At 68.8% G+C, this 18,944-nt stretch carries 17 protein-coding genes; 11 read left to right on the top strand and 6 right to left on the bottom strand.

Annotated elements, in window-relative coordinates; translation table 11 throughout:
• Positions 1 to 91: 91 nt before the first annotated feature.
• The 4 genes from ACFWQC_RS10360 (at position 92) to ACFWQC_RS10345 (ending at position 5,718) form a co-directional block, all read left to right on the top strand.
• On the top strand, positions 92 to 637 hold the full coding sequence (locus ACFWQC_RS10360) for a chloramphenicol phosphotransferase CPT family protein (protein WP_378676760.1): 546 nt from the start codon (positions 92 to 94) through the stop codon (positions 635 to 637).
• Between the two features lie 121 nt (positions 638 to 758).
• A complete protein-coding gene (locus ACFWQC_RS10355; RefSeq protein ID WP_378676757.1) occupies positions 759 to 1,814 on the top strand; it encodes a hypothetical protein in 1,056 nt (351 codons plus the stop codon).
• A gap of 73 nt (positions 1,815 to 1,887) precedes the next feature.
• On the top strand, positions 1,888 to 2,556 hold the full coding sequence (locus tag ACFWQC_RS10350) for a hypothetical protein (RefSeq protein WP_378676755.1): 669 nt from the start codon (positions 1,888 to 1,890) through the stop codon (positions 2,554 to 2,556).
• A 132-nt stretch (positions 2,557 to 2,688) separates the two neighbouring features.
• Entirely contained in the window at positions 2,689 to 5,718 is a 3,030-nt protein-coding gene (locus tag ACFWQC_RS10345; protein WP_378676752.1) for a family 16 glycoside hydrolase, read from the top strand.
• A 21-nt stretch (positions 5,719 to 5,739) separates the two neighbouring features.
• Here the strand turns inward: ACFWQC_RS10345 and ACFWQC_RS10340 are convergent, their stop codons facing one another.
• Both ACFWQC_RS10340 and pyrE read right to left on the bottom strand, forming a co-directional pair.
• Positions 5,740 to 6,414, bottom strand: coding sequence for a DedA family protein (locus ACFWQC_RS10340; protein ID WP_378676749.1), 675 nt, complete (start codon positions 6,412 to 6,414; stop codon positions 5,740 to 5,742).
• A gap of 43 nt (positions 6,415 to 6,457) precedes the next feature.
• A complete protein-coding gene (gene pyrE, locus ACFWQC_RS10335) occupies positions 6,458 to 6,994 on the bottom strand; it encodes an orotate phosphoribosyltransferase (RefSeq protein WP_378676746.1) in 537 nt (178 codons plus the stop codon).
• A gap of 19 nt (positions 6,995 to 7,013) precedes the next feature.
• Between pyrE and ACFWQC_RS10330 the strand changes: the two genes are divergently transcribed.
• Complete coding sequence (locus tag ACFWQC_RS10330) at positions 7,014 to 8,180, top strand: aminotransferase class I/II-fold pyridoxal phosphate-dependent enzyme (protein WP_378676743.1); 1,167 nt, start codon at positions 7,014 to 7,016, stop codon at positions 8,178 to 8,180.
• On the opposite strand, the gene ACFWQC_RS10325 is transcribed toward ACFWQC_RS10330, so the two are convergent.
• Positions 8,177 to 8,902: a DedA family protein gene (locus tag ACFWQC_RS10325; protein ID WP_378676740.1), complete on the bottom strand. Its 726-nt coding sequence runs from the start codon at positions 8,900 to 8,902 to the stop codon at positions 8,177 to 8,179. The two genes, ACFWQC_RS10330 and ACFWQC_RS10325, sit on opposite strands and share 4 nt — an antisense overlap.
• Before the next feature lie 104 nt (positions 8,903 to 9,006).
• Between ACFWQC_RS10325 and ACFWQC_RS10320 the strand changes: the two genes are divergently transcribed.
• Positions 9,007 to 9,696 carry a TrmH family RNA methyltransferase gene (locus tag ACFWQC_RS10320; RefSeq protein WP_378676738.1) on the top strand — a complete coding sequence of 230 codons (690 nt, stop codon included), beginning with the start codon at positions 9,007 to 9,009 and terminating at the stop codon, positions 9,694 to 9,696.
• A 393-nt stretch (positions 9,697 to 10,089) separates the two neighbouring features.
• Here ACFWQC_RS10320 and ACFWQC_RS10315 read toward each other — a convergent pair whose 3' ends face one another.
• Complete coding sequence (locus tag ACFWQC_RS10315; RefSeq protein ID WP_378676735.1) at positions 10,090 to 10,581, bottom strand: SigE family RNA polymerase sigma factor; 492 nt, start codon at positions 10,579 to 10,581, stop codon at positions 10,090 to 10,092.
• Complete coding sequence (locus ACFWQC_RS10310) at positions 10,578 to 11,723, bottom strand: hypothetical protein (protein WP_378676732.1); 1,146 nt, start codon at positions 11,721 to 11,723, stop codon at positions 10,578 to 10,580. Before ACFWQC_RS10310 ends, ACFWQC_RS10315 begins: the two co-directional genes overlap by 4 nt.
• Before the next feature lie 161 nt (positions 11,724 to 11,884).
• On the opposite strand from ACFWQC_RS10310, the gene fbaA reads away from it, so the two are divergent.
• The 4 genes from fbaA to ACFWQC_RS10290 all read left to right on the top strand — a co-directional run bounded on the left by fbaA (position 11,885) and on the right by ACFWQC_RS10290 (position 16,831).
• On the top strand, positions 11,885 to 12,907 hold the full coding sequence (gene fbaA / locus ACFWQC_RS10305) for a class II fructose-bisphosphate aldolase (RefSeq protein WP_378676730.1): 1,023 nt from the start codon (positions 11,885 to 11,887) through the stop codon (positions 12,905 to 12,907).
• Positions 12,908 to 13,186: 279 nt separating this feature from the next.
• Entirely contained in the window at positions 13,187 to 14,884 is a 1,698-nt protein-coding gene (locus ACFWQC_RS10300) for a fibronectin type III domain-containing protein (RefSeq protein ID WP_378676727.1), read from the top strand.
• Between the two features lie 568 nt (positions 14,885 to 15,452).
• A complete protein-coding gene (locus ACFWQC_RS10295; protein WP_378676774.1) occupies positions 15,453 to 16,175 on the top strand; it encodes a FadR/GntR family transcriptional regulator in 723 nt (240 codons plus the stop codon).
• A complete protein-coding gene (locus ACFWQC_RS10290) occupies positions 16,172 to 16,831 on the top strand; it encodes a hypothetical protein (RefSeq protein WP_378676724.1) in 660 nt (219 codons plus the stop codon). Before ACFWQC_RS10295 ends, ACFWQC_RS10290 begins: the two co-directional genes overlap by 4 nt.
• On the opposite strand, the gene ACFWQC_RS10285 is transcribed toward ACFWQC_RS10290, so the two are convergent.
• Positions 16,823 to 18,301, bottom strand: coding sequence for a DHA2 family efflux MFS transporter permease subunit (locus tag ACFWQC_RS10285; RefSeq protein ID WP_378676721.1), 1,479 nt, complete (start codon positions 18,299 to 18,301; stop codon positions 16,823 to 16,825). The genes ACFWQC_RS10290 and ACFWQC_RS10285 overlap by 9 nt on opposite strands.
• Positions 18,302 to 18,388: 87 nt before the next feature.
• Between ACFWQC_RS10285 and ACFWQC_RS10280 the strand changes: the two genes are divergently transcribed.
• Entirely contained in the window at positions 18,389 to 18,802 is a 414-nt protein-coding gene (locus ACFWQC_RS10280) for a DUF3151 domain-containing protein (protein ID WP_378676719.1), read from the top strand.
• Positions 18,803 to 18,944: the final 142 nt, after the last annotated feature.

Genomic DNA, 18,944 nt, shown 5'->3' with positions numbered 1-18,944 from the left:
GGGGGGGCGGGGCCCCCCCGGGGGGGCCGGTGGGGCCCCGCGGCCCCCCACCCGGCCGACGTACGTGACGCCTCGGCAGTAGTCTCCTCGCGTGCGCAACGGTCGGATCATCCTGCTCAACGGGGCGTCGAGCTCGGGCAAGAGCAGCATCGGGCGGGAGCTGCTGCCGCTGCTCGAGGACCCGTGGTTCCTGGTCCCGGTCGACGGGATCAGCGGGATGCGGTCGACGGTTCATACGCGTGATCTCGACGACGCCGGGATCGCGGAGATGCTGAGGCGTACGCGGCTGGGCTACCACCGCACGGTCGCTGCCCTGGCCTCGGTCGGCAACGACGTGATCATGGACTACCCGCTGAGCGAGACCTGGCGGCTCGAGGATCTGCTCGAGGTGCTCGACGGCTACGACGTCACCCTCGTCGAGGTCTGGTGCTCGCCGGAGGAGCTCGAACGCCGGGAGGCTGCCCGCGGCGACCGTCCTGCCGGCCTCGCCCGGTCGCAGACCCTGGTCTACTCGCACGCGTACGACATCCGGGTCGACTCCACCACCGCGACCCCGGCCGCGTGCGCGAAGGAGATCGTCGAGGCGCTTCCCGCTCTCACCGCGCCCAAGGCCTTCGACCGACTTCGCGCCGAGTAGTCGCGTACGTCGGCCGAGGCGTCACCCGCGTTGGCCGAGACGTCATCTGCGTGCCCACTCGGCCGACCTGGCCGCCCTCGCGGCGGGTGGGGTTGGCAGGGATGAGAAAATGATTCCCGACATGTCTGAAACGAAGCTTCCCCGCCCCGGTCAGGCCACCCTCGCCGGGTGGCTCATCGTGCTCGGCTCACTGCTCACCGTGGTGACGGCCTGGGACCAGATCTCCGGGCTGCGCAGCCTGGACACCCGGGAGCGGGTGGAAGAGGTGCTGGCCGAGCCGCCACTCGCCGGCTCAGGGATCGGCCTCGACAACATCCTCGATCTGATGCACGTGATGGCGCTGGTGACCGGCGCCATGGCGGCTGCGGCGGTGATCCTCGGCTGGCACGTGCTGCAGCGCAACAAGCAGGCTCGGCTCGCGCTCACCGTGATCGCGGCGCCGCTCTTCTTCGCCGGCATGTTCGGCGGAGGGTTCTGGTCCACGCTGTCAGCGGTGGCTGTCGTACTCCTGTGGATGTCGCCCACCCGCGACTGGTTCGACGGCGTCTCGCCGACCAAGCGGGAGGCGCTCGACAGCGGCGACCCCGACGAGGAGTCGTACGTCGCGCCGACTCCGCCGGCTTCGACCTCACCGACAGACTCGACAGACTCGACCTCCGGACCGGCTCGGCTCTCACAGCAGCAGCCGCCGCCGTGGACCGGGGCGATCGCCCAGGCCACCAAGGCCGCGCCGAAGCGCCGTCCGGGCGCCGTGACGGCGGCGGCGGTGCTCACCTGGATCGGCTCCGGGTTGACCGCGCTGATGATGCTCGCCTCGGCGGTGACGGCGACCGCCAACCCCGACCTGATCCTCGAGCAGGTGCGCAAGCAGGCCGAGAGCGACCCGAACATGCGCGAGATGGCGGAGCTCTACACGACCGACATCATCGTCGCCTCGGTCTGGGTCATGGCCGTGCTGGTGGCGCTCGTCTGCGTCGCCGCCGCGGTGTTCGCCGCCTTCGCGATCCGCCGCCACTCCTGGGCCCGGGTCGCGCTGATGATCTCCGCAGGCGTCTCGGCGCTCTCGCTGCTCCTCTTCGCTCTCGCCTTCCCGCCGGCGGTGGTCCTCTTCGGCGCCGCGGTCGCGACCTTCTCGTTCCTGCTGCGACCCGAGGTCGCCGCCTGGTTCCGTGGCTGAGCTGAGGCTGAGGCCGAGGCCCGCGGCCAAATGGTGCGGCAGCTGACCCCGACTGCCGGATAGGCTCCGCGGCATGTCAGATCAGTACGGTTCCTTCGACAACCCCTACGGCGGCGAGCCGCCGTTCCAGGGGCAGGAGCCGCCACCCCCGACGCCGTACGCCGCCCCGCAGCCCACGCAGCCGCAGCAGCCCCAGGGTTGGGGCCAGGTGCCCCCCGGCTACGGCCAGGCGCCCCCGGTCTACGGCCAGTACGCGATGGGTCAGCAGCCCCCAGCGTACCTTCGTCCTCACTATCCGCAGCCCGATCCCGACACCCGCCCGGGGACGGTGGTCGCGGCGTCGGTCATGACGATCGTGGGGTCCGTGATCGCGCTGCTGATCTCGGTGTTCATGGTGCCCACGGGGATCGCCGACTACAACGACCCGACGTCCTCGGACAAGGGCGTGACGCTGTTCATGATCATCTGGTTCGCAGTCTGCGGTGTGCTCAGCCTGATCGCGATCCCGCTCGGGATCATGGTGCTGTTCCGCTCCAAGGTGGCCCGGATCCTGCTCACCGTGGTCGGCTCGATCGCCGCCCTGCTCTCGCTGTTCGTGGTGCTCTATCCCGCGCTGATCATCGCCGCGCTGCTGATGCTGTACGTGGGTAGGGCAGGCAACTGGTTCGCCCGGCGGAAGCCCGCCGACCCCTGGCAGCAGCCGGTGCCGGGCGTGGGACCGCCGACCCACCAGCAGTTCTGACGATCTCGAGAAAACAGCCGAGTCAGGACATTTCAAACTGACTTGCGAAAGTTTCAAAACTTCTTGACGAAGTTCATTCGGCGCCTCTACCTTCTGATGTGGCACTCGTCACATCCCCCCGTGGAGGCCCCGATGACCCATATCCCCCCGTCCAGGGCCGTGCTCGGCTCACTCGTCGGCCTCTCGGTCGTGGCCGCGCTCCTCGGCGGCGGCCCGGCCACCGCCGCTGAGGCAGCCGACCTGCCACCGCAGGAGCCCGGCGTCACGCTGCGCACCTACGACATGGCTCGGCCCATCGACCAGCTGTGCACGCTGCGCGCAGGCCAGACGCCCAACGTCGACAAGCTCACCTCGCTCATCGACTACGACTCGCCGGCCGACTTCGGCCTCGCCGACCGATTCATCTCGCACGCCCTGGCCAACCTGAACATCGCCACCGCCGGGTCCTACGACTTCCGGCTGATCAGCGACGACGGCTCTCGGCTGGTCATCGACGGCGAAGAGGTCATCGACCACGACGGCCTTCACGGGGAGACTCCCAAGGACGGCAGCGTCACCCTGAGCGAGGGCTACCACGACCTGCGCGTGGAGCACTTCGAGGACGGCGGCGGCGAGGTGCTGCGCCTGCAGTGGCGCCCGCCGGGCGCCGCCGACTTCTCATTGGTGCCGACCGAGGTCCTGAGCACCGAGGCAGGGGTGGTGCGGGTGACCGCGCCGGGCACGAAGTACTGCGAGGGGCAGGACGACACCGCCGGGGACGGCATGCAGTTGGACAGCGTCCACCCGGCGTACGACCTGACCGACCTGCGGCCGGACGGCTTCGAGCCGATGGTGTCCGCGCTGGACTGGGCCGCGGATGGCCGGCTCGCCGTGGTCACCTCCGGGTCGGTGAGCCCGTCAGGCTGGGTCGAGGACCCCGAGCCGGGCGAGATCTTCCTGCTCAGCAACCCCCGCACCGCGACCGGGCCCGAGGACGTCACGGTGGAGAAGGTCGCGACCGACCTGTTCAACCCGATGGGCGTCGCCGTCATCGGCGAGTCGATCTTCGTCTCCGAGCGCGACCAGCTGACCGAGCTGACCGACCCTGACGGGGACGGCTTCTACGACCAGCACCGGAAGGTCGCGGAGTGGCCGTTCGGTGAGAACTTCCATGAGTTCGCCTTCGGCCTCCTCCACGACAAGGAGAGCTTCTACGTCAACCTCTCCGTCGCGATCAACTTCGGCGGAGCGACCACCGACCCGCAGCCGGCACCCAACCGCGGCACCACGCTGAAGATCTCCCGCAAGACCGGCAAGGTCACCTATCTCGCGGGCGGGCTGCGTACACCCAACGGGATGATGCGCGGACCCGGCGGCGACCTGTTCGTGATGGACAACCAGGGCGGCTGGCTGCCCAGCTCCAAGCTGGTGCACGTCAAGCCGGGCCGGTTCTTCAACCACTACACCAACCCGTCCGGCCCGTTCGACGAGCAGCCGGTCACGGACCCGGCGCTGTGGGTTCCGCAGGGCGAGATCGGCAACTCCCCGAGCAGCCCCGTGATGCTCGAGAAGGGCGCCTATCAGGGTCAGATGATCTTCGGCGACGTCACCTACGGCGGTCTGCAGCGCGGCTTCCTGGAGAAGGTCGAGGGTGAGTACCAGGGCGCGGTCTTCCGCTACTCGGCCGGCCTCGAGGCCGGCGTGAACCGGACCCTGCTCAGTCCCGACGGATCGATCTACGTCGGCGGCATCGGTGAGGCCGGCAACTGGAGCGAGCCGGGCAAGCTCCGCTACGGCCTGCAGCGGATGAGCCCCGGCGACGGCTCGGCGTTCGACATGCTCTCGATGCGCGCCACCGGTGACGGGTTCAAGATCCGCTACACCCAGCCGCTCTCCCAGGAGACTGTCGACAAGATCGCCGCGGACCCGAACGCCGCCTTCCGGATGACCCACTGGCGCTACGCGCCGCGGCCGTCGTACGGGGGTCCGAAGGTCGACGAGCGACCGCTGTTCGTCTCCCGGGCGCGCGTCTCCGACGATCGCACCAGCGTGACGCTCACGGTCGACGGCCTGGAGGAGGGCCGGGTCGTGCACCTGCGCTCGCCGCGGCCGTTCGCTGCCAAGGGCGGCGACGAGCTGTGGAACACCGAGGCCTGGTACACGCTCAACTCGATCCCTGGCGACAGGTCGCCGGCCGATCGCAACTACCTCGAGGCCGAGCAGGCGACCCTGGGTGGCAGCGCTGACGTCGATGTTGAGCACAACGGCTACTCCGGCTCCGGGTTCGTGGACGGCTTCGGCAACGTCGGCGCCTCGGTCACCTTCGACGCGAAGGTCGCTCGCGCCGGGACGTACCCGGTCCGGTTGCGCTACGCGAACGGCCCGGACCCGGCGCCCGGCACCAAGGAGGTCTCCGTCTACGTCAACGGCACGAAGGTCGAGCCGTGGGCGCTGGAGTCCACCGGCGACTGGCAGACCTGGGGCACCGCGGCCCGGTCGATGAAGCTGAAGGCCGGGGTCAACCGGATCTCCCTCCGCTACGACGAAGGCGATGACGGGAACGTCAACCTCGACACGCTCAAGGTCGGTGGCGGCGAAGACATCTGTACGCCGCAGCGACCCGCCCGTGGCTACCAGTCGCTCTTCGACGGAACCCTGACCTCCCTGGCCTCCTGGCGGATGGCCGGACCCGGCTCGTTCGGCCGGCAGGACGACTGCTCGCTGCGTACGACCAACGGCCTCGGCCTGCTGTGGTACGCCGAGAAGGAGTTCAGCGAGTACAGCCTGAAGCTGGACTGGAAGCTGGTCCGCGATGACAACGGCGGCGTCTTCATCGGCTTCCCCAACCCCGGCAACGACCCGTGGGTCGCGGTCAACCAGGGCTACGAGGTCCAGATCGACGCCAGCGACGCTCCGGACCGCACCACCGGCGCCATCTACACGTTCCAGGGCGCCGATCCGGAGGCCGTCGCTGCCGCTCTCAAACCGGTGGGGTCGTGGAACTCCTACGACATCCGTGTCGAGGGTTCGACGGTCAAGATCTTCCTCAACGGGAAGCTGGTGAACGACTTCACCAGCACCGATCCCGCCCGCGACCTGGCCGGCTTCGTGGGCATGCAGAACCACGGCGGTGGCGAGACCGTCTACTACCGCAACGTTCAGATGAAGGAGCTCACCGACTGACGCGCGATCCCGACAGCGGGGTCAGGAGACGAGCGAGTCGTCCTTGGCCCCGTTGTCGGATCCGCGGACGATCTTGTAGATGCGCAGGCCGATCCAGGCCACCACGGCGACGGCGACGACCACGATGACGACGTTCTGGAAGCGGCCGACGATCGGCTCGACCTTCTCCCAGTTGTCGCCCAGCTGGTAGCCGGCGACGACGAAGATGGTGTTCCAGATCGCCGAGCCGACGGTGGTGAGGAGCAGGAACTTCCAGATCGGCATCCGGGTGACCCCGGCGGGCACCGAGATCAGCGATCGGAAGATCGGGATGAAGCGGCCGAAGAAGACCGTCCAGGCGCCGTACTTCTCGAAGAACGCCTCGGTCTTCTCCAGGTCGGAGGTCTTGACCAGCGGCAGCTTCTCGCCGATCCAGTAGACCCGCTCACGGCCGATGGCGGCACCGATCAGGTAGAGCACGAGCGCGCCGACGACCGAGCCCAGCGTGGTCCAGATCAGCGCCTCGGCGATCGTGAACCGGCCCTGCGCGGCGGTGAACCCGGCCAGCGGCAGGATGATCTCCGAGGGCAGCGGCGGGAAGAGGTTCTCCAGCGCGATGCCGAGCCCCGCACCCACCGGGCCGAGCTTGTCCATCAGGTCGACCGCCCAGCCGGCGACGCCGGTGAGCTCCTCGGGCTGGCTGGCGGTGAGGATCATGAGGCTCTCTTCGAAGTGTGTGGGTGGGCCGGGCGGCCGAAGCCTAGGAGGCTGCGTTGACCGCGTCCAGATCGGCCCGGGTCAGCACCGAGCGGATCTCCAGCTCGACGTCGCGCAGCGACTCACCGGGCTCGGGCGACCGGTCGATCGCACACACCACAGTGTCCACGACCGCACCAAGCGGACGGAGCGCGTTGACGGCGTCGCGTACGGCACCACCGGAGGTGATCACGTCCTCGATCAGGGTCACGCGCTTGCCCTCGAAGGACGGACCCTCGGCGAGCTTGGCGGTGCCGTACTCCTTGGCCTTCTTCCGGATGAAGATCGCCGGGATGCCGGTCTTGGCCGACACCATGGTCACGATCGGGATGCCGCCGAGCTCGAGGCCGCCGAGCAGCTCGGTCCCCTCCGGGAGCAGCTCGACCATCCGTGCTGCGACGCGGTCCAGCAGAGCCGGGTTCGCCTCGAAGAGGTACTTGTCGAAGTACGTGTCGCTGACCTGCCCCGAGCGGAGCGTGAACTCCCCGTGCAGGCGGCAGGTGGCGTCGATGTCGGCAGCGAGGCTCTGATCCGTGGTCACGCCCCCTAGCCTAAGTCTCATGACTGCCCGACGACTTCACGGCATCCCGCCGACGATCTTCTCCGAGATGTCGGCGCTGGCCGCGTCCACCGGCGCGGTCAACCTCGGCCAGGGCTTCCCCGACGTGGACGGGCCCGACGAGATCATCAAGGAGGCCGTCAACGCCCTGGAGAGCGGACGGAACCAGTACGCCCCCGGGCCCGGCATCCCGGCGCTGCGCGAAGCGGTCGCGGCCCACCAGGAACGCCACTACGGCCTCACCTTCGACCCGGCGCGCGAGGTCGCGGTCACCACTGGCGCCACCGAGGGCATAGCGGCGGCGATCCTCGCCCTGGTCGACCCGGGCGACGAGGTGATCCTCGTCGAGCCCTACTACGACAGCTACCCGGCCATGGTGCAGTTCGCAGGCGGCGTACGTCGTCCGGTGACGTTGAGCCTGGACGCGTCGGCGGCGGGCGGCAGACTGCCGCACGAGGCGCTGGAGGCCGCTGTCTCATCGAAGACGAAGGTGCTGCTGCTCAACTCCCCGCACAACCCGACCGGCACGGTGCTCACCCGCGAGGAGCTCGAGACGGTCGCCGTCTTCGCGGTCGAGCACGACCTGACGGTGGTCTCCGACGAGGTCTACGAGCACCTGACCTTCGACGACGTGGAGCACGTCCCGATCGCCACGCTCCGCGGGATGCGCGAGCGCACCCTGACCCTGTCGAGCATCGGCAAGTCCTTCTCCTTCACCGGCTGGAAAGTCGGCTGGGCGACCGGCCCCGAGCACCTGGTCCAGGCGCTCCTGGGTGCCAAGCAGTGGCTGACGTTCACCTCCGGTGCCCCGCTGCAGCCGGCTGCCGCGTACGCGCTCGAGCATCTCGACCACTGGCCCAAGGAGCTTGCCCTCGACCTGCAGGGGCGGCGCGACCTGCTGTGCGACGGGCTGAAGCAGATCGGCCTGGACGTGACGATCCCGGAGGGCACCTACTTCGCCGTCTCCGACATCACCGACCTCGGCTGGAATGACGGGCTCGAGTTCTGCCGCGCGCTGCCCGACCGGGCCGGCGTCGTGGCCATCCCGTTGCAGGGGTTCTACGACACCGATGCCGGGAAGCAGCTGGTCAGGTGGACCTTCACCAAGCAGCGCGAGGTGATCGAGGAGGCTCTCGGCCGCCTCGCCCGCGGGGATCTGACGCGTTAGTGGTCGGCCCGGCGGTCGTCGTCGGCTGGGGTGCGCGGCCGGACCGCCAACCCCAGGATGTCGCGGTCCGGGTGGCCGTCGTCGTCGAGGTCCGCGGCCAGGCGCGAGGCCGTACGCCGCCGACGCCACCACTCCACCATCGCGGGCAGGAACGCGAGCGCGAAGAGCAGCAGGATCAGGTAGTCGATGTTGTCGGCCAGCCAGGGCCAGCGGGATCCGACGAAGAAGCCGAACAGCGTCACCACGAGCACCCACAGCACGCCGCCGACCAGGCTCCAGAAGTAGAACCGCTTGCGGTCCATGTGGGTGACTCCGGCGACGACGGTGACATAGGTGCGTACGAAAGCGATGAACCGGCCGATCACCAACGCCTTGTTGCCGTGCTTGTCGAAGAATTCGCGGGTCTGGTCGAAATGCCGCTTTTTGATGAACCGGCCGTCGCGTTCATAGAGCCGCGGGCCGATCTTTCGGCCGATCTCGTAGCCGGTCACGTTGCCGGCGAACGCCGCGGCGACGAAGAAGAGCATCGCGATGACGATCTCGACGCCGGGAGGCCCGGGAAAGATGTCGATCTTGCCGGTCGCGATGAAGATTCCGAGCGCGATCAGCAGACTGTCACCGGGGAGGAACGGGAAGAAGAGACCGCACTCGATGAAGATGATGATCAGGCTGATCCAGAAGAGCGGCTCGCCGAAAGTGGCCAGCAGAAAGTCCGGACTCATCCACTCCAAACCGGCCAACATCGGCGCAAAAGTCCCCGCACCTGTCACCCGCCCTACGGTACCCATAGGTAACAACTCTTGTTGTCGAATATTCTGACTCGTCGATGAACGAGACACGACCGTCAGAGGCTGAATCCAGAGCGCCGTACGACCCGATGCCCCACGGGCAGCCGGAGGTCGGACTGGGCCCGTGGCCAGGTGATTGGCCCGAGGGGGAGCACTGGGATCCGGAGCTGCTGGCCAACGGCGACCGCCGCAACGTGGTCGACCGCTACCGCTACTGGACGCTCGAGGCGATCGTCGCCGACCTCGACCGGCGCCGCCACGGCTTCCACGTCGCCATCGAGAACTGGCAGCACGACTTCAACATCGGCACCATCGTCCGCACCGCCAACGCCTTCCTGGCGGCCGAGGTGCACATCGTCGGCAACCGCCGCTGGAACCGCCGCGGCGCGATGGTCACCGACCGCTACCAGCACGTCCACCACCACCCAGACGTGCCCGCGCTCGCGGCGTACCTCCATGAACGAGACGTACGCCTCCTCGGCATCGACAACCTGCCCGGCTCGCTCCACCTGGAGACCATGGAGCTGCCGAAGTCGGTCTGCTTCCTGTTCGGGCAGGAGGGCCCGGGTCTGTCCGAGCAGGCTCGCGAGAGCGTCGACGGCACCTTCTCGATCGCGCAGTTCGGCTCGACGCGGTCGATCAACGCCTCCGCCGCGGCGGCGATCGCGATGCACTCCTGGGTCGTCCAGCACGCCGATCTCTCCTCCGAGCAGGCCTGGCGCGGCTGACGGCGGGTTGTAACCCGGTTACGACCCGGTGTCACCCGCGAGAAATGGATCCGCTAAAGTTAACTCCCGGGTCGCCCGGATGTGCCCCACTATTCGTGGGTGCGTGGCCTCGGGGCCGGGCGGCAGCGGGGGCTTTCAGCGTCTCTCGATCCGGTAGCGGATCTGGACCTGCTCGCCGGTCCGCAGGACGTCGATGACGCTCATCCGCTTGCTGGTGATGCGGCGGGGGAGCAGTGGCGCCCCGGCGCCGAGGGTGACCGGGCAGATCCCGGCGACGACGTCGTCGAGCAGTCCGGCGTCGTCGAACTGGCCGACCAGGTCCCCACCTTGGGCATGCCCCTGAGGCTAGGCGCGTCCGGGGCATGCCCGCCCGACCGTTCTTGCTCTGTCGGGTCACGTCCGGGAGGCGTCTCCCGACTCCAGACGGGTACGCAGCGTGGCAAGGCCGCGCGAGGAGTGGCTCTTCACGGTGCCCTCGCTGATCCGCAGCTCGCGCGCGGTCTCGGCGACCGACAGGTGCAGCCAGTGGCGCAGGACGACCACCTTGCGCTGCATCTCGGGCAGCTCCTGGAGCGCCTCGAACAGCTCGGACCGCTCCTCGACCTGCTCGCTGGGCCCGGGCCGTTCCGGTAGGTCGCCGGAGCGCTCCCGCTTCCACCACGGCCGCCGGGTCTGGTCGATGTGGGCGCGGACGAGGATCGTCCGGACGTACGCCTCCTCCGCCCCGGGCTCCACCCGGCGCCAGGCCGCATAGAGCTTCAGCAGGGACGTCTGCGCCAGGTCGTCCGCCCGGTGCCAGTCCCCGCACAGCGCGTACGCCACCCGCACCAGGTGTGATCGTCGGGCCGCGACGAACGCGGTGAAGGACTCGTCGTGCGCGCTCATCGCCACATCTCCCCTCCGGGAGGGGTGCGACGTTTCACCATCGCGGCGAACTCGTCCAGAGCGAGGGGCCGACGGTCCTCCGCGTAAGGAGCCGGGAGCAGCGTGTAGGAGAAGGCCCAGGTGGCGGGCCTCCCCGTCTCGCCCCTCTCCTTCTCCTGGATCAGGACGTACTGCTCCTCCCCGTCCACGGTGATTCGGGCGGCCACGGTCCGCGATGTTCCGGAAGAGAAGGACGTGCCGACGTCTGGGTCGGCGGCCTGGTCGAGGATCTCCACCCCCTCCTCGGTGGGGACGACCTCTGACCCGGATCCGAACTCGACCACGTCGGTCATGGCCACTTCGAAGTCGGTCCGATCCGGGCGGTAGTCCTTGCGGTCCGACTCTTCCGCCTCCGCCAGCCAGTCATCGATGCTCTGCCCGGGAACCGCGTAGGTCCCGGTCATCCCCTGTGACACCGCGTTCTCCGTCGTGCGGCTTCCCCTGAGAAGGATCCACTGCTCGACTCCATCTCGCTCGAGGACTGCCCCGAGCGACTCCCACGGCGGGTCGAAGCCGAGGGGGTTGGGAACCTCGCGAACGACCTTCCAGCCGGTTCCACCGACGCTGAGCTCGCGACCAGCCTCCCAGATGATGTCCGGCTGGTTCGTGGAAACACCATCGACCCAGGCCCGGAAGCCCTTCGACGTCGTACGAGATGCATCCGTGAAGGAAACCTCGCTCGGGTCGGGGAAGTAGGCGTAGACCGTCTTGCTTCCGTTGGTCACTTCGACCGCGAGCGAGTTGCTGGTCGTGAGCGCGCCGACCCGATCCACCTCGGTCCAACCGTCCTGGAGAGTCGTCTCGCCGGTCTCGAAGTCGTACTTGACCGGGGCGAGGTCGCTCAGCGGGAGGTCGACCTCGGGCGGCCAGTCCTCGGCCGTCGACCGGGTCGCGATCGGCGGGTTCGGGGTGGCGCTGTCGCGCGAGGGGTCGACGACCGCGCCGATCCCGATCACGGCGGCCACCGCGAAGGCGGTGCCGGCAACGACGGCGAGCCGCCGGCGGCGTACGAGCTTCTTCCCGTCTGCCACGAGCGCGGCCGGGTCGGGGCGGGTGGGCGGGGGTTGGGGGATCGCCCGTTCCAGGGTTTCCTGCCAGTCCATGTTGCCTCCAAGATCAGTCTCACCAGTGGATACGGATCTCGCGGCAGATCGGTTGTCCTGCTTGATCGATCCAACTCCGAGCGTTGGCAACGTGTGGTCGGGGGCGCATTACGCTGGCCACCAGCGCACCGGTCGACAACGGATCTCAAGGAGACCCCCAGATGCCCATCGCCACCCCCGAGAAGTACGCCGAGATGCTCGCGACCGCCAAGGAGAAGGGTTTCGCCTTCCCCGCGATCAACGTCTCCTCGTCGCAGACGCTCAACGCGGCACTGGCCGGCTTCGCGGAGGCCGGCTCGGACGGCATCATCCAGATCTCCACCGGCGGCGCGGAGTACCTCTCCGGCCCCACGGTCAAGAACATGGTGACCGGCTCGGTGGCCTTCGCCGCGTACGCGACCGAGGTCGCCAAGTCCTACGACGTCAACATCGCGCTCCACACCGACCACTGCCCCAAGGACAAGCTCGACGGCTTCGTACGCCCCCTCCTCGAGCTCTCCGCCGAGCGCGTTCAGCGCGGTGAGGCGCCGCTGTTCCAGAGTCACATGTGGGACGGGTCCGCGGTGCCGCTGGCCGAGAACCTGCAGATCGCCGAGGAGTTGCTGGCGAAGGCCAAGGCCGCCCACATCGTGCTCGAGATCGAGGTCGGCGTCGTCGGTGGCGAGGAGGACGGCATCGTCGGAGCGATCGACGACAAGCTCTACTCGACCCCCGAGGACGCCATCGCGACCGCCGACGCGCTGGGCGTCGAGGGCTACCTGACCGCGCTCACCTTCGGCAACGTGCACGGCGTCTACAAGCCGGGCAACGTGAAGCTCCGCCCCTCGATCCTGCGTGACGCCCAGGACGCGGTCGTCGCCAAGCTCGGCCTGTCCTCAGGGTCGAAGCCGTTCGACCTCGTCTTCCACGGCGGCTCCGGCTCGAGCGCCGAGGAGATCGCCGAGGCGGTCTCCTACGGCGTGGTCAAGATGAACATCGACACCGACACCCAGTACGCCTACACCCGCGCGGTCGCCGGCCACATGCTCGCCAACTACGACGGCGTTCTGAAGGTCGACGGCGAGGTCGGAAACAAGAAGGCGTACGATCCTCGCGCGTGGGGCAAGCTCGCTGAGGCCGGTATGGCCACTCGGGTCGTCGAGGGTGCCCAGCATCTCGGTTCTGCGGGCAATTCCATCGGCTGAGCGACACGCCGGGGATGGGCCAATGGTCCCGGTTCGGAAAACGTTGTGGCACACGGCATAGCAAACTCGGGCTTATGTCGTTGTGCCGGTCATTGGTAAAGCGATTCAATGCCCTAGCTGGACGGCGACCCTCGGGTAACAAGGTCGGACCGTCCCTTTGGCGTTGATCTTGGGAGGGACATCCTCGGTATGGAAACCACTGCGCGAAACCGCACAATCGGCGGAATCGTCATAGGCGCGATCATTCTGATCCTGCTACTCGTCTTGTTCTCGTGCACCGTGAACAGCGATCCACAGAGCTCGCCGAAGGAGGATCCGACCACCGGGGAGTCTTCGCTCCCCAGCGACCCGGACACTCTGGAGCCCGACGACAAGCCGTCGGAGAAGGACTCCGACGAGCCGGAGGTCGTCGACGACGACATCGTCCCGGCTGCGAACACCGGTGTGACCTTCATCCCCGCGGGCAACGTCCCGTCGGGAAGCACGCCCACCTGTGAGCTCGACCCGAGCGCCTGCGAGGACACTCGTCCGCCGGGCGCCGGTGTGGACATCTGCGAGATCCGCCCTGACCTGACCCAGTGCCAGGAGCCGACCCCGCCGCCGACCGAGACCGAGCCGCCGACGGATCCGGAGCAGCCAGGCGAGTGCGAGCTCCTCCCGTGGCTGCCGCAGTGTGACGATGACGACGATGATGACGACGGCGATGGCGGCAACGACAACCCAGGAGACCCGGCGGACACCACTGCTCCTGAGCCGGTCACGCTCAACGAGTGCAAGGTCGAGTGGGGCGGGACCTCGGCGACGGTGAGCTGGCAGCCGCAGCGGGACGACGACGGGGAGCGCCTCAAGGGCTTCACCGTCGGATCGCCTCGAGGCCTGGACCCGAGCAAAACCGGTCCGCGGTTCGCGACTTACGAGGGCCTCGACCCGAGTGACACCTATACGTTCTGGGTGACGGCGACGGACACGAGCGGCAACGAGTCCGACCGCAGCCACGTCGAGTGCGTGATGGACATCCAGCCGCCGGCGATGCCTGCGGAAGTGATGGTTGACGAGGGCGACCCGAGCGACAGCACGCTGAACGTGAGCTGGTCCGAGTCCGAGGACAACGAGAACGGCGTCGGCGACGTCACCTACAACCTCTACCGCAACGGCCAGCTCGTCGGACCGGTGAACGACACGTCGTACGAGGACACCGGCCTGGAGGCGGGCAAGACGTACACCTACTCCGTAGAGGCCATCGACGGCGCCGGCAACAAGTCCGCGCGCTCCGCTGGGGTCCCGGGCACGACCACGAAGATCGCGCCGACGGTGCCGACGGGTCTCAAGGCGAGCGGCGAGGGTCCGCTCGGCTTCGATCTCGAGTGGAACCAGTCGACCGACGAAGACAAGGTCACGCCTGACGCCGAGATCGACTACCGGGTCAGCGTCAGTGGTGGACTGTGCTTCGGTGACACGGTCAACGACGCAACCACGTACCGGGTGACCTGCCTCGTTCTGTGGGACACGGCGGACGTCACGGTGACGGCGATCGACGGTGACGGCAACGAGTCGGCCCCGAGCCGCGTGCTGACGGTGAACTCCGACGGCAGCGAGGCCAGGGAGCTCAACGGCAACACCACGCTCCGCTCGAACACCCCGGGCGAGGACAAGTCCGACGCTCCGGCCGACAAGCCGGGATCGCCGGAGGCCCCGGCCGAGGATGCTCCTGCCGAGGAGCAGCCGACCGCGGAGAACTCGCCGCTGCTGCCGGGTCTGGACGACATCCTCCCGGGTGGCGACGAGGCTGAGGCTCCTGCTGAGGAGCCGGCGGAGCCCGAGGCGTCGCCGAGCGAGTCGGAGAGCCCGGCCGCGCGGCCGACGACCGAGGAGCCTGCTGACGAGGCGACCGAGGACGCTCCGGCCGAGGAGGACGAGGGCGGTCTGCTCGAGAACATCGGTGACGCGCTGACCAGCGCCGTGGCCGCGGTGTTCTAGTCGATCACACGCCGAGAAACAGGGCGGGGAGAGCCGAGAGGCTCTCCCCGCCCTGTCGCGTTCGAAGGCCGTGGGTCCGCCTGATGCTCACCGAGTTACCTCGGTGGTTTCGCACTGGCTTCGTGGAGTTCGCCGAGGTGGGTGACTGCTGACCGAGGTAACTCGGTCAGCATCCCCTGTGCCGTCCGCGCCGCCGCCAAGAGGGCGTCAGCCGCGCGCCTCGCTCGATGCTCACCGAGTTACCTCGGTGGGTTCGTACTGACTTCGTGGAGTTCGCCGAAGTCAGTGATCGCTCGCCGAGTTACCTCGGTCAGCATCCATCCGCACAGATGCCCGAAAACCAAGGAGTCGGATGCCCAGCGCCCCCCACAAGCCCTGGACATCCGACGATCTTGGGTGACCGACACCAGTGTGCGTCAGCCATGCGCTCAGGTTAGGCATAGAAACGCCCATGGATCCAGATGGTTAAGACGAAATTCATGAAGTTCCTGTGCGCATTCGAACAGATTCGAACAGATCTGCGGGCGAATCATCTAGATCCATACATTAGGATTTCGGCGTGCGTGTGATGACCTCCCGAGCTCGCGCGGCCATCTTCGCCCCGATCGGCGACGAAGGCCGGGCTGCGCGCGTCGAGAACCGGCTCGCGGAGGCGATTCGTTCCGGCGTGCTCGCACACGGCGAGCGGCTCCCGAGCGAGCCCGAGCTGGCCCAGATGCTCGGCGTCGCGACAGTCACCGCGCGCGAGGCACTGGTCGCACTGCGCGCCAAGGGACTGGTGGTGACGACCCGGGGGCGGGGCGGTGGCTCGTTCGTACGTGCCCCGGAGAGCGGCGACCTCGTCGAGCACCGGCTCGCCGCGATGTCGCGGGTCGAGCTGCGTGACCGGGCCACGGTCTACCTGGTGGTGCTCACCGGGTGTGCGGAGATCGCGGCGGAGCGTACGGACCCTGACGAGGTCGAGGACCTGCGTGACCTGCTGATCCCGCTCAACGTCAGCGACGTGGCCCGCTGGCGAAGCGCCGACAGCGAGCTCTACCTGTCGGTGGCTGCGCTGACCCAGTCGGCCCGGATGACCCGCGAGGTGGTGCGCCAGGAGGCCGACTTCGGCGCGCTGCTCCGGATCCCGCTCAACGAGCCGGGCTTCCGGGAGGCCACGGCGACCCGGCATCAGGAGCTTGTCGAAGCCCTCGCAGCAGGAGATGCTGTCCGGGCGCGGGAGAGCGTACGTGAGCACGTCGCCCACTCCCTTGAACGCTTGGCCGAGATCCATGAGGCGGTGCGACGATGACCAAGACGATGACTCCCATCGACTGTGTGGCTCAGGTCGAGCAGCACTTCGGGCCGATCGTGACCGAGCTCGAGCGCGTACGCAGCGAGGTGGCCGCCCTCTTCGAGGCCGGCCCGGTCACCACCGCATCCCTGCGCGAGCGGCTCGAGCCCGGCTCGCTGGAGTTCCTGCGCAACCCCAACCTCATCGGTGGTGGCTTCGTCGTGGCCCCGGGCGTGCTGAGCGACCGCCGGCTCTACCTCGTCTGGTGGCAGGGCGAGGAGCGTGACTTCCTCGGTGACGCCGACGCGCCGGGCACCGGCGAGGCGATCGACTACACCCGCCAGCCCTGGTATCGCTCCCCGGAACGCACGGGCGAGCTGACCCTCGTCGGGCCGTACGTCGACTTCGTCTGCACCGACGAGTACGTCATGACCACGACGATGCCCGTCTACGCCGGGGGCCGCATGGTCGGCGTCGCGGGGGTCGACACCCTGGTCGAGACGCTCGAGACGATGCTGCTGCCGGGGCTTCGTGAGGCCGGCGCGACTCTGGTCAACGGCCACGGCAAGGCGATCGTCTCCGCCGACCCGCAGCTGGCAACCGGCGCCCCGCTCACCACTGCCCGCGACATGATCCCGTGCCGAGGGCTGCCGCTCTCCGTCGCCTTAGGCTGACAGCTTCACCATGTGACGCGGCGTGGTGAAGAAGAGCACCGCCACGAAGCCGACCGCCAGCGCGACCGCCGGCAGCAGCATCACCTCGGACATCGCCTCGGCGAACTCCGTGGCCACTGCGGGCGGGACCGAGGAGCCCGCCGCGGTCTCGTGGCCGCCCGCCAGCGATCCGCCGAGGCCGTGGGCGTTGAGACGGAGGTCGATGAGCACGGCGACCGCGGCGGAGCCGATCACCGACCCGACCAGCCGGGTGGCGTTGTAGACCCCGGCGCCCGCGCCGGCCAGCCGCATCGGCACGTTGCGGGTCGCGGTCGCCGCGAGGGGCGCCCATACGGCGGCCGAGCCGAGGCCGAAGACGGCCATCGGCACCAGCAGCTGCCACAGCTGGGAGTCGACGGTCATCGGCACCGCGAGCCAGAAGAGCGAGACGGAGCAGAGGAAGAAGGCGACGCCGGTCAGCAGCCGCGGATGCATCCGGTCGCTCAGCCGGCCGACCAGCGGCGCGGCGAGGAGGGAGACCAGCGCCATCGGGACCATCAGCAGCGACGCCTCGAGCGCGGTGTAGCCGCGGACGAGCTGGGCGTAGAGCATCAGCGGGAAGCCCTGCGCGACTGCCGCGAAGCCCATGCAGGAGATCGCCAGGCTGGAGACGGAGAAGTTGCGGTCGGTGAAGATGGACAGCGGCACCAACGGCTCCTTGCGGTTGCGCGCCTGCCACCAGACGAAGAGCGCCATGATCGCGACGCCGCCGACGACGAGCGCCCAGGTGACGGCGTCCCAGCCGCGCTGCTCGCCGTTCTGCAGGCCGAAGACCACGCAGAACATCCCGACGCCGCTGAGCGCCACGCCGAGCCAGTCGAAGACGTGCGCGTGGGTCTCCAGCGCGGGAACCATCAGCCAGTTGAGGACGATCGCGACGATGCCGATCGGCACGTTGACGAAGAAGATCCACTCCCAGCCGCCGATCGCGACCAGCGCCCCGCCCGCGAGCGGGCCGACGAGCGTCGCGATGCCCGCCGTCGCGCCCCACAACGCCATCGCCGCGCCCCGTCGCTCGGCCGGGAAGATCCGGGTGATGGTCGCCATCGTCTGCGGCGTCATCATCGCCGCGCCGAGACCCTGCACCGACCGCGCGGCCACCAGCGACTCGATGCTGCCGGCGAGCCCGCACCACAGCGACGAGGCCGTGAAGACCGCCAGGCCGGCGATGTAGACCCACTTGGGCCCGAAGCGGTCCCCGAGCCTGCCCATGATCAGGACCGGCACGGCGTAGGCCAGCAGATAGGCGCTGGTCACCCACAGCACCGCGTTGGCGCTCGCGTCGAGCTCGGCCATGATGTCCGGCGTCGCGACGGTCACGATCGTCATGTCGACCAGCAGCATGAAGAAGCCGATGCACAGCGCGAACAGCGCCCGCCACGGGTGCTCGGTCTTCTGCGCTGAGGTCGTCTGCGTCACGGGCTGGGTCATGGCCACAGTCAACACCCGCGCGCCGACATCTCCCTGATCGGTCTGCCCGGGGTCAGACGGTCGGTGGCTGCGGGCACAATGGTGCGTATGACCCACCAGGACCTGATGGCCGGACCGCCGCCGACCCACCTCCCCGCCGACCCCGCGACCGACGAGCTGGCCGCCGGCACCGACCCCGCCGAGGTCGTACGCCGCCACCCGGCCTCGCCCTCTGCCTGGGCCGCGCTCGCCACGGCCGCCAAGGAGGCCGGCGCAGAGGACGTGACCATCTACGCCTACGCCCGCGTCGGCTACCACCGCTCGCTCGACATGCTGCGCCGCAACGGCTGGAAGGGCCACGGCCCGGTGCCGTGGGAGCACGAGCCCAACCGCGGCTTCCTGATCAGCCTCGCCCTGCTCGCCGAGCAGGCCAAGGCGATCGGCGAGACCGAGGAGTGGGAGCGCTGCAGCGAGTTCCTGCGCGACAGCAGCCCGACGGCGTACGACACGCTGCTGGGGTGAATCAGGGCCCGTCCAGGAGCTGATCGGCGCTTCGCGCCGCCATGGCACGCACTCGGCGGCGTTGCCCCGCCTCGGAATGCCCCGGCATGCCTTCGACGGGGCGCCTTGCCGAGCACGCACTCTGACGACGCGAAACATCCAA

Origin of the sequence: Nocardioides sp. NPDC058538 (genome assembly GCF_042719275.1) — a bacterium.
In the GTDB taxonomy this organism is placed as follows: Bacteria; Actinomycetota; Actinomycetes; order Propionibacteriales; family Nocardioidaceae; genus Nocardioides.
This window is presented reverse-complemented; position numbering and strand designations above follow the sequence as displayed.

Excerpts from the sequence above, each read along its gene's own strand:
- ACFWQC_RS10355 (WP_378676757.1), top strand. The coding sequence starts at position 759 with ATGTCTGAAACGAAGCTTCCCCGCCCCGGTCAGGCCACCCTCGCCGGG.
- ACFWQC_RS10350 (WP_378676755.1), top strand. The coding sequence starts at position 1,888 with ATGTCAGATCAGTACGGTTCCTTCGACAACCCCTACGGCGGCGAGCCG.
- ACFWQC_RS10345 (WP_378676752.1), top strand. The coding sequence starts at position 2,689 with ATGACCCATATCCCCCCGTCCAGGGCCGTGCTCGGCTCACTCGTCGGC.
- ACFWQC_RS10340 (WP_378676749.1), bottom strand. The coding sequence starts at position 6,414 with ATGATCCTCACCGCCAGCCAGCCCGAGGAGCTCACCGGCGTCGCCGGC.
- ACFWQC_RS10330 (WP_378676743.1), top strand. The coding sequence starts at position 7,014 with ATGACTGCCCGACGACTTCACGGCATCCCGCCGACGATCTTCTCCGAG.
- ACFWQC_RS10325 (WP_378676740.1), bottom strand. The coding sequence starts at position 8,902 with ATGAGTCCGGACTTTCTGCTGGCCACTTTCGGCGAGCCGCTCTTCTGG.
- ACFWQC_RS10320 (WP_378676738.1), top strand. The coding sequence starts at position 9,007 with ATGAACGAGACACGACCGTCAGAGGCTGAATCCAGAGCGCCGTACGAC.
- ACFWQC_RS10315 (WP_378676735.1), bottom strand. The coding sequence starts at position 10,581 with ATGAGCGCGCACGACGAGTCCTTCACCGCGTTCGTCGCGGCCCGACGA.
- ACFWQC_RS10310 (WP_378676732.1), bottom strand. The coding sequence starts at position 11,723 with ATGGACTGGCAGGAAACCCTGGAACGGGCGATCCCCCAACCCCCGCCC.
- fbaA (WP_378676730.1), top strand. The coding sequence starts at position 11,885 with ATGCCCATCGCCACCCCCGAGAAGTACGCCGAGATGCTCGCGACCGCC.
- ACFWQC_RS10295 (WP_378676774.1), top strand. The coding sequence starts at position 15,453 with ATGACCTCCCGAGCTCGCGCGGCCATCTTCGCCCCGATCGGCGACGAA.
- ACFWQC_RS10290 (WP_378676724.1), top strand. The coding sequence starts at position 16,172 with ATGACCAAGACGATGACTCCCATCGACTGTGTGGCTCAGGTCGAGCAG.
- ACFWQC_RS10285 (WP_378676721.1), bottom strand. The coding sequence starts at position 18,301 with ATGACCCAGCCCGTGACGCAGACGACCTCAGCGCAGAAGACCGAGCAC.
- ACFWQC_RS10280 (WP_378676719.1), top strand. The coding sequence starts at position 18,389 with ATGACCCACCAGGACCTGATGGCCGGACCGCCGCCGACCCACCTCCCC.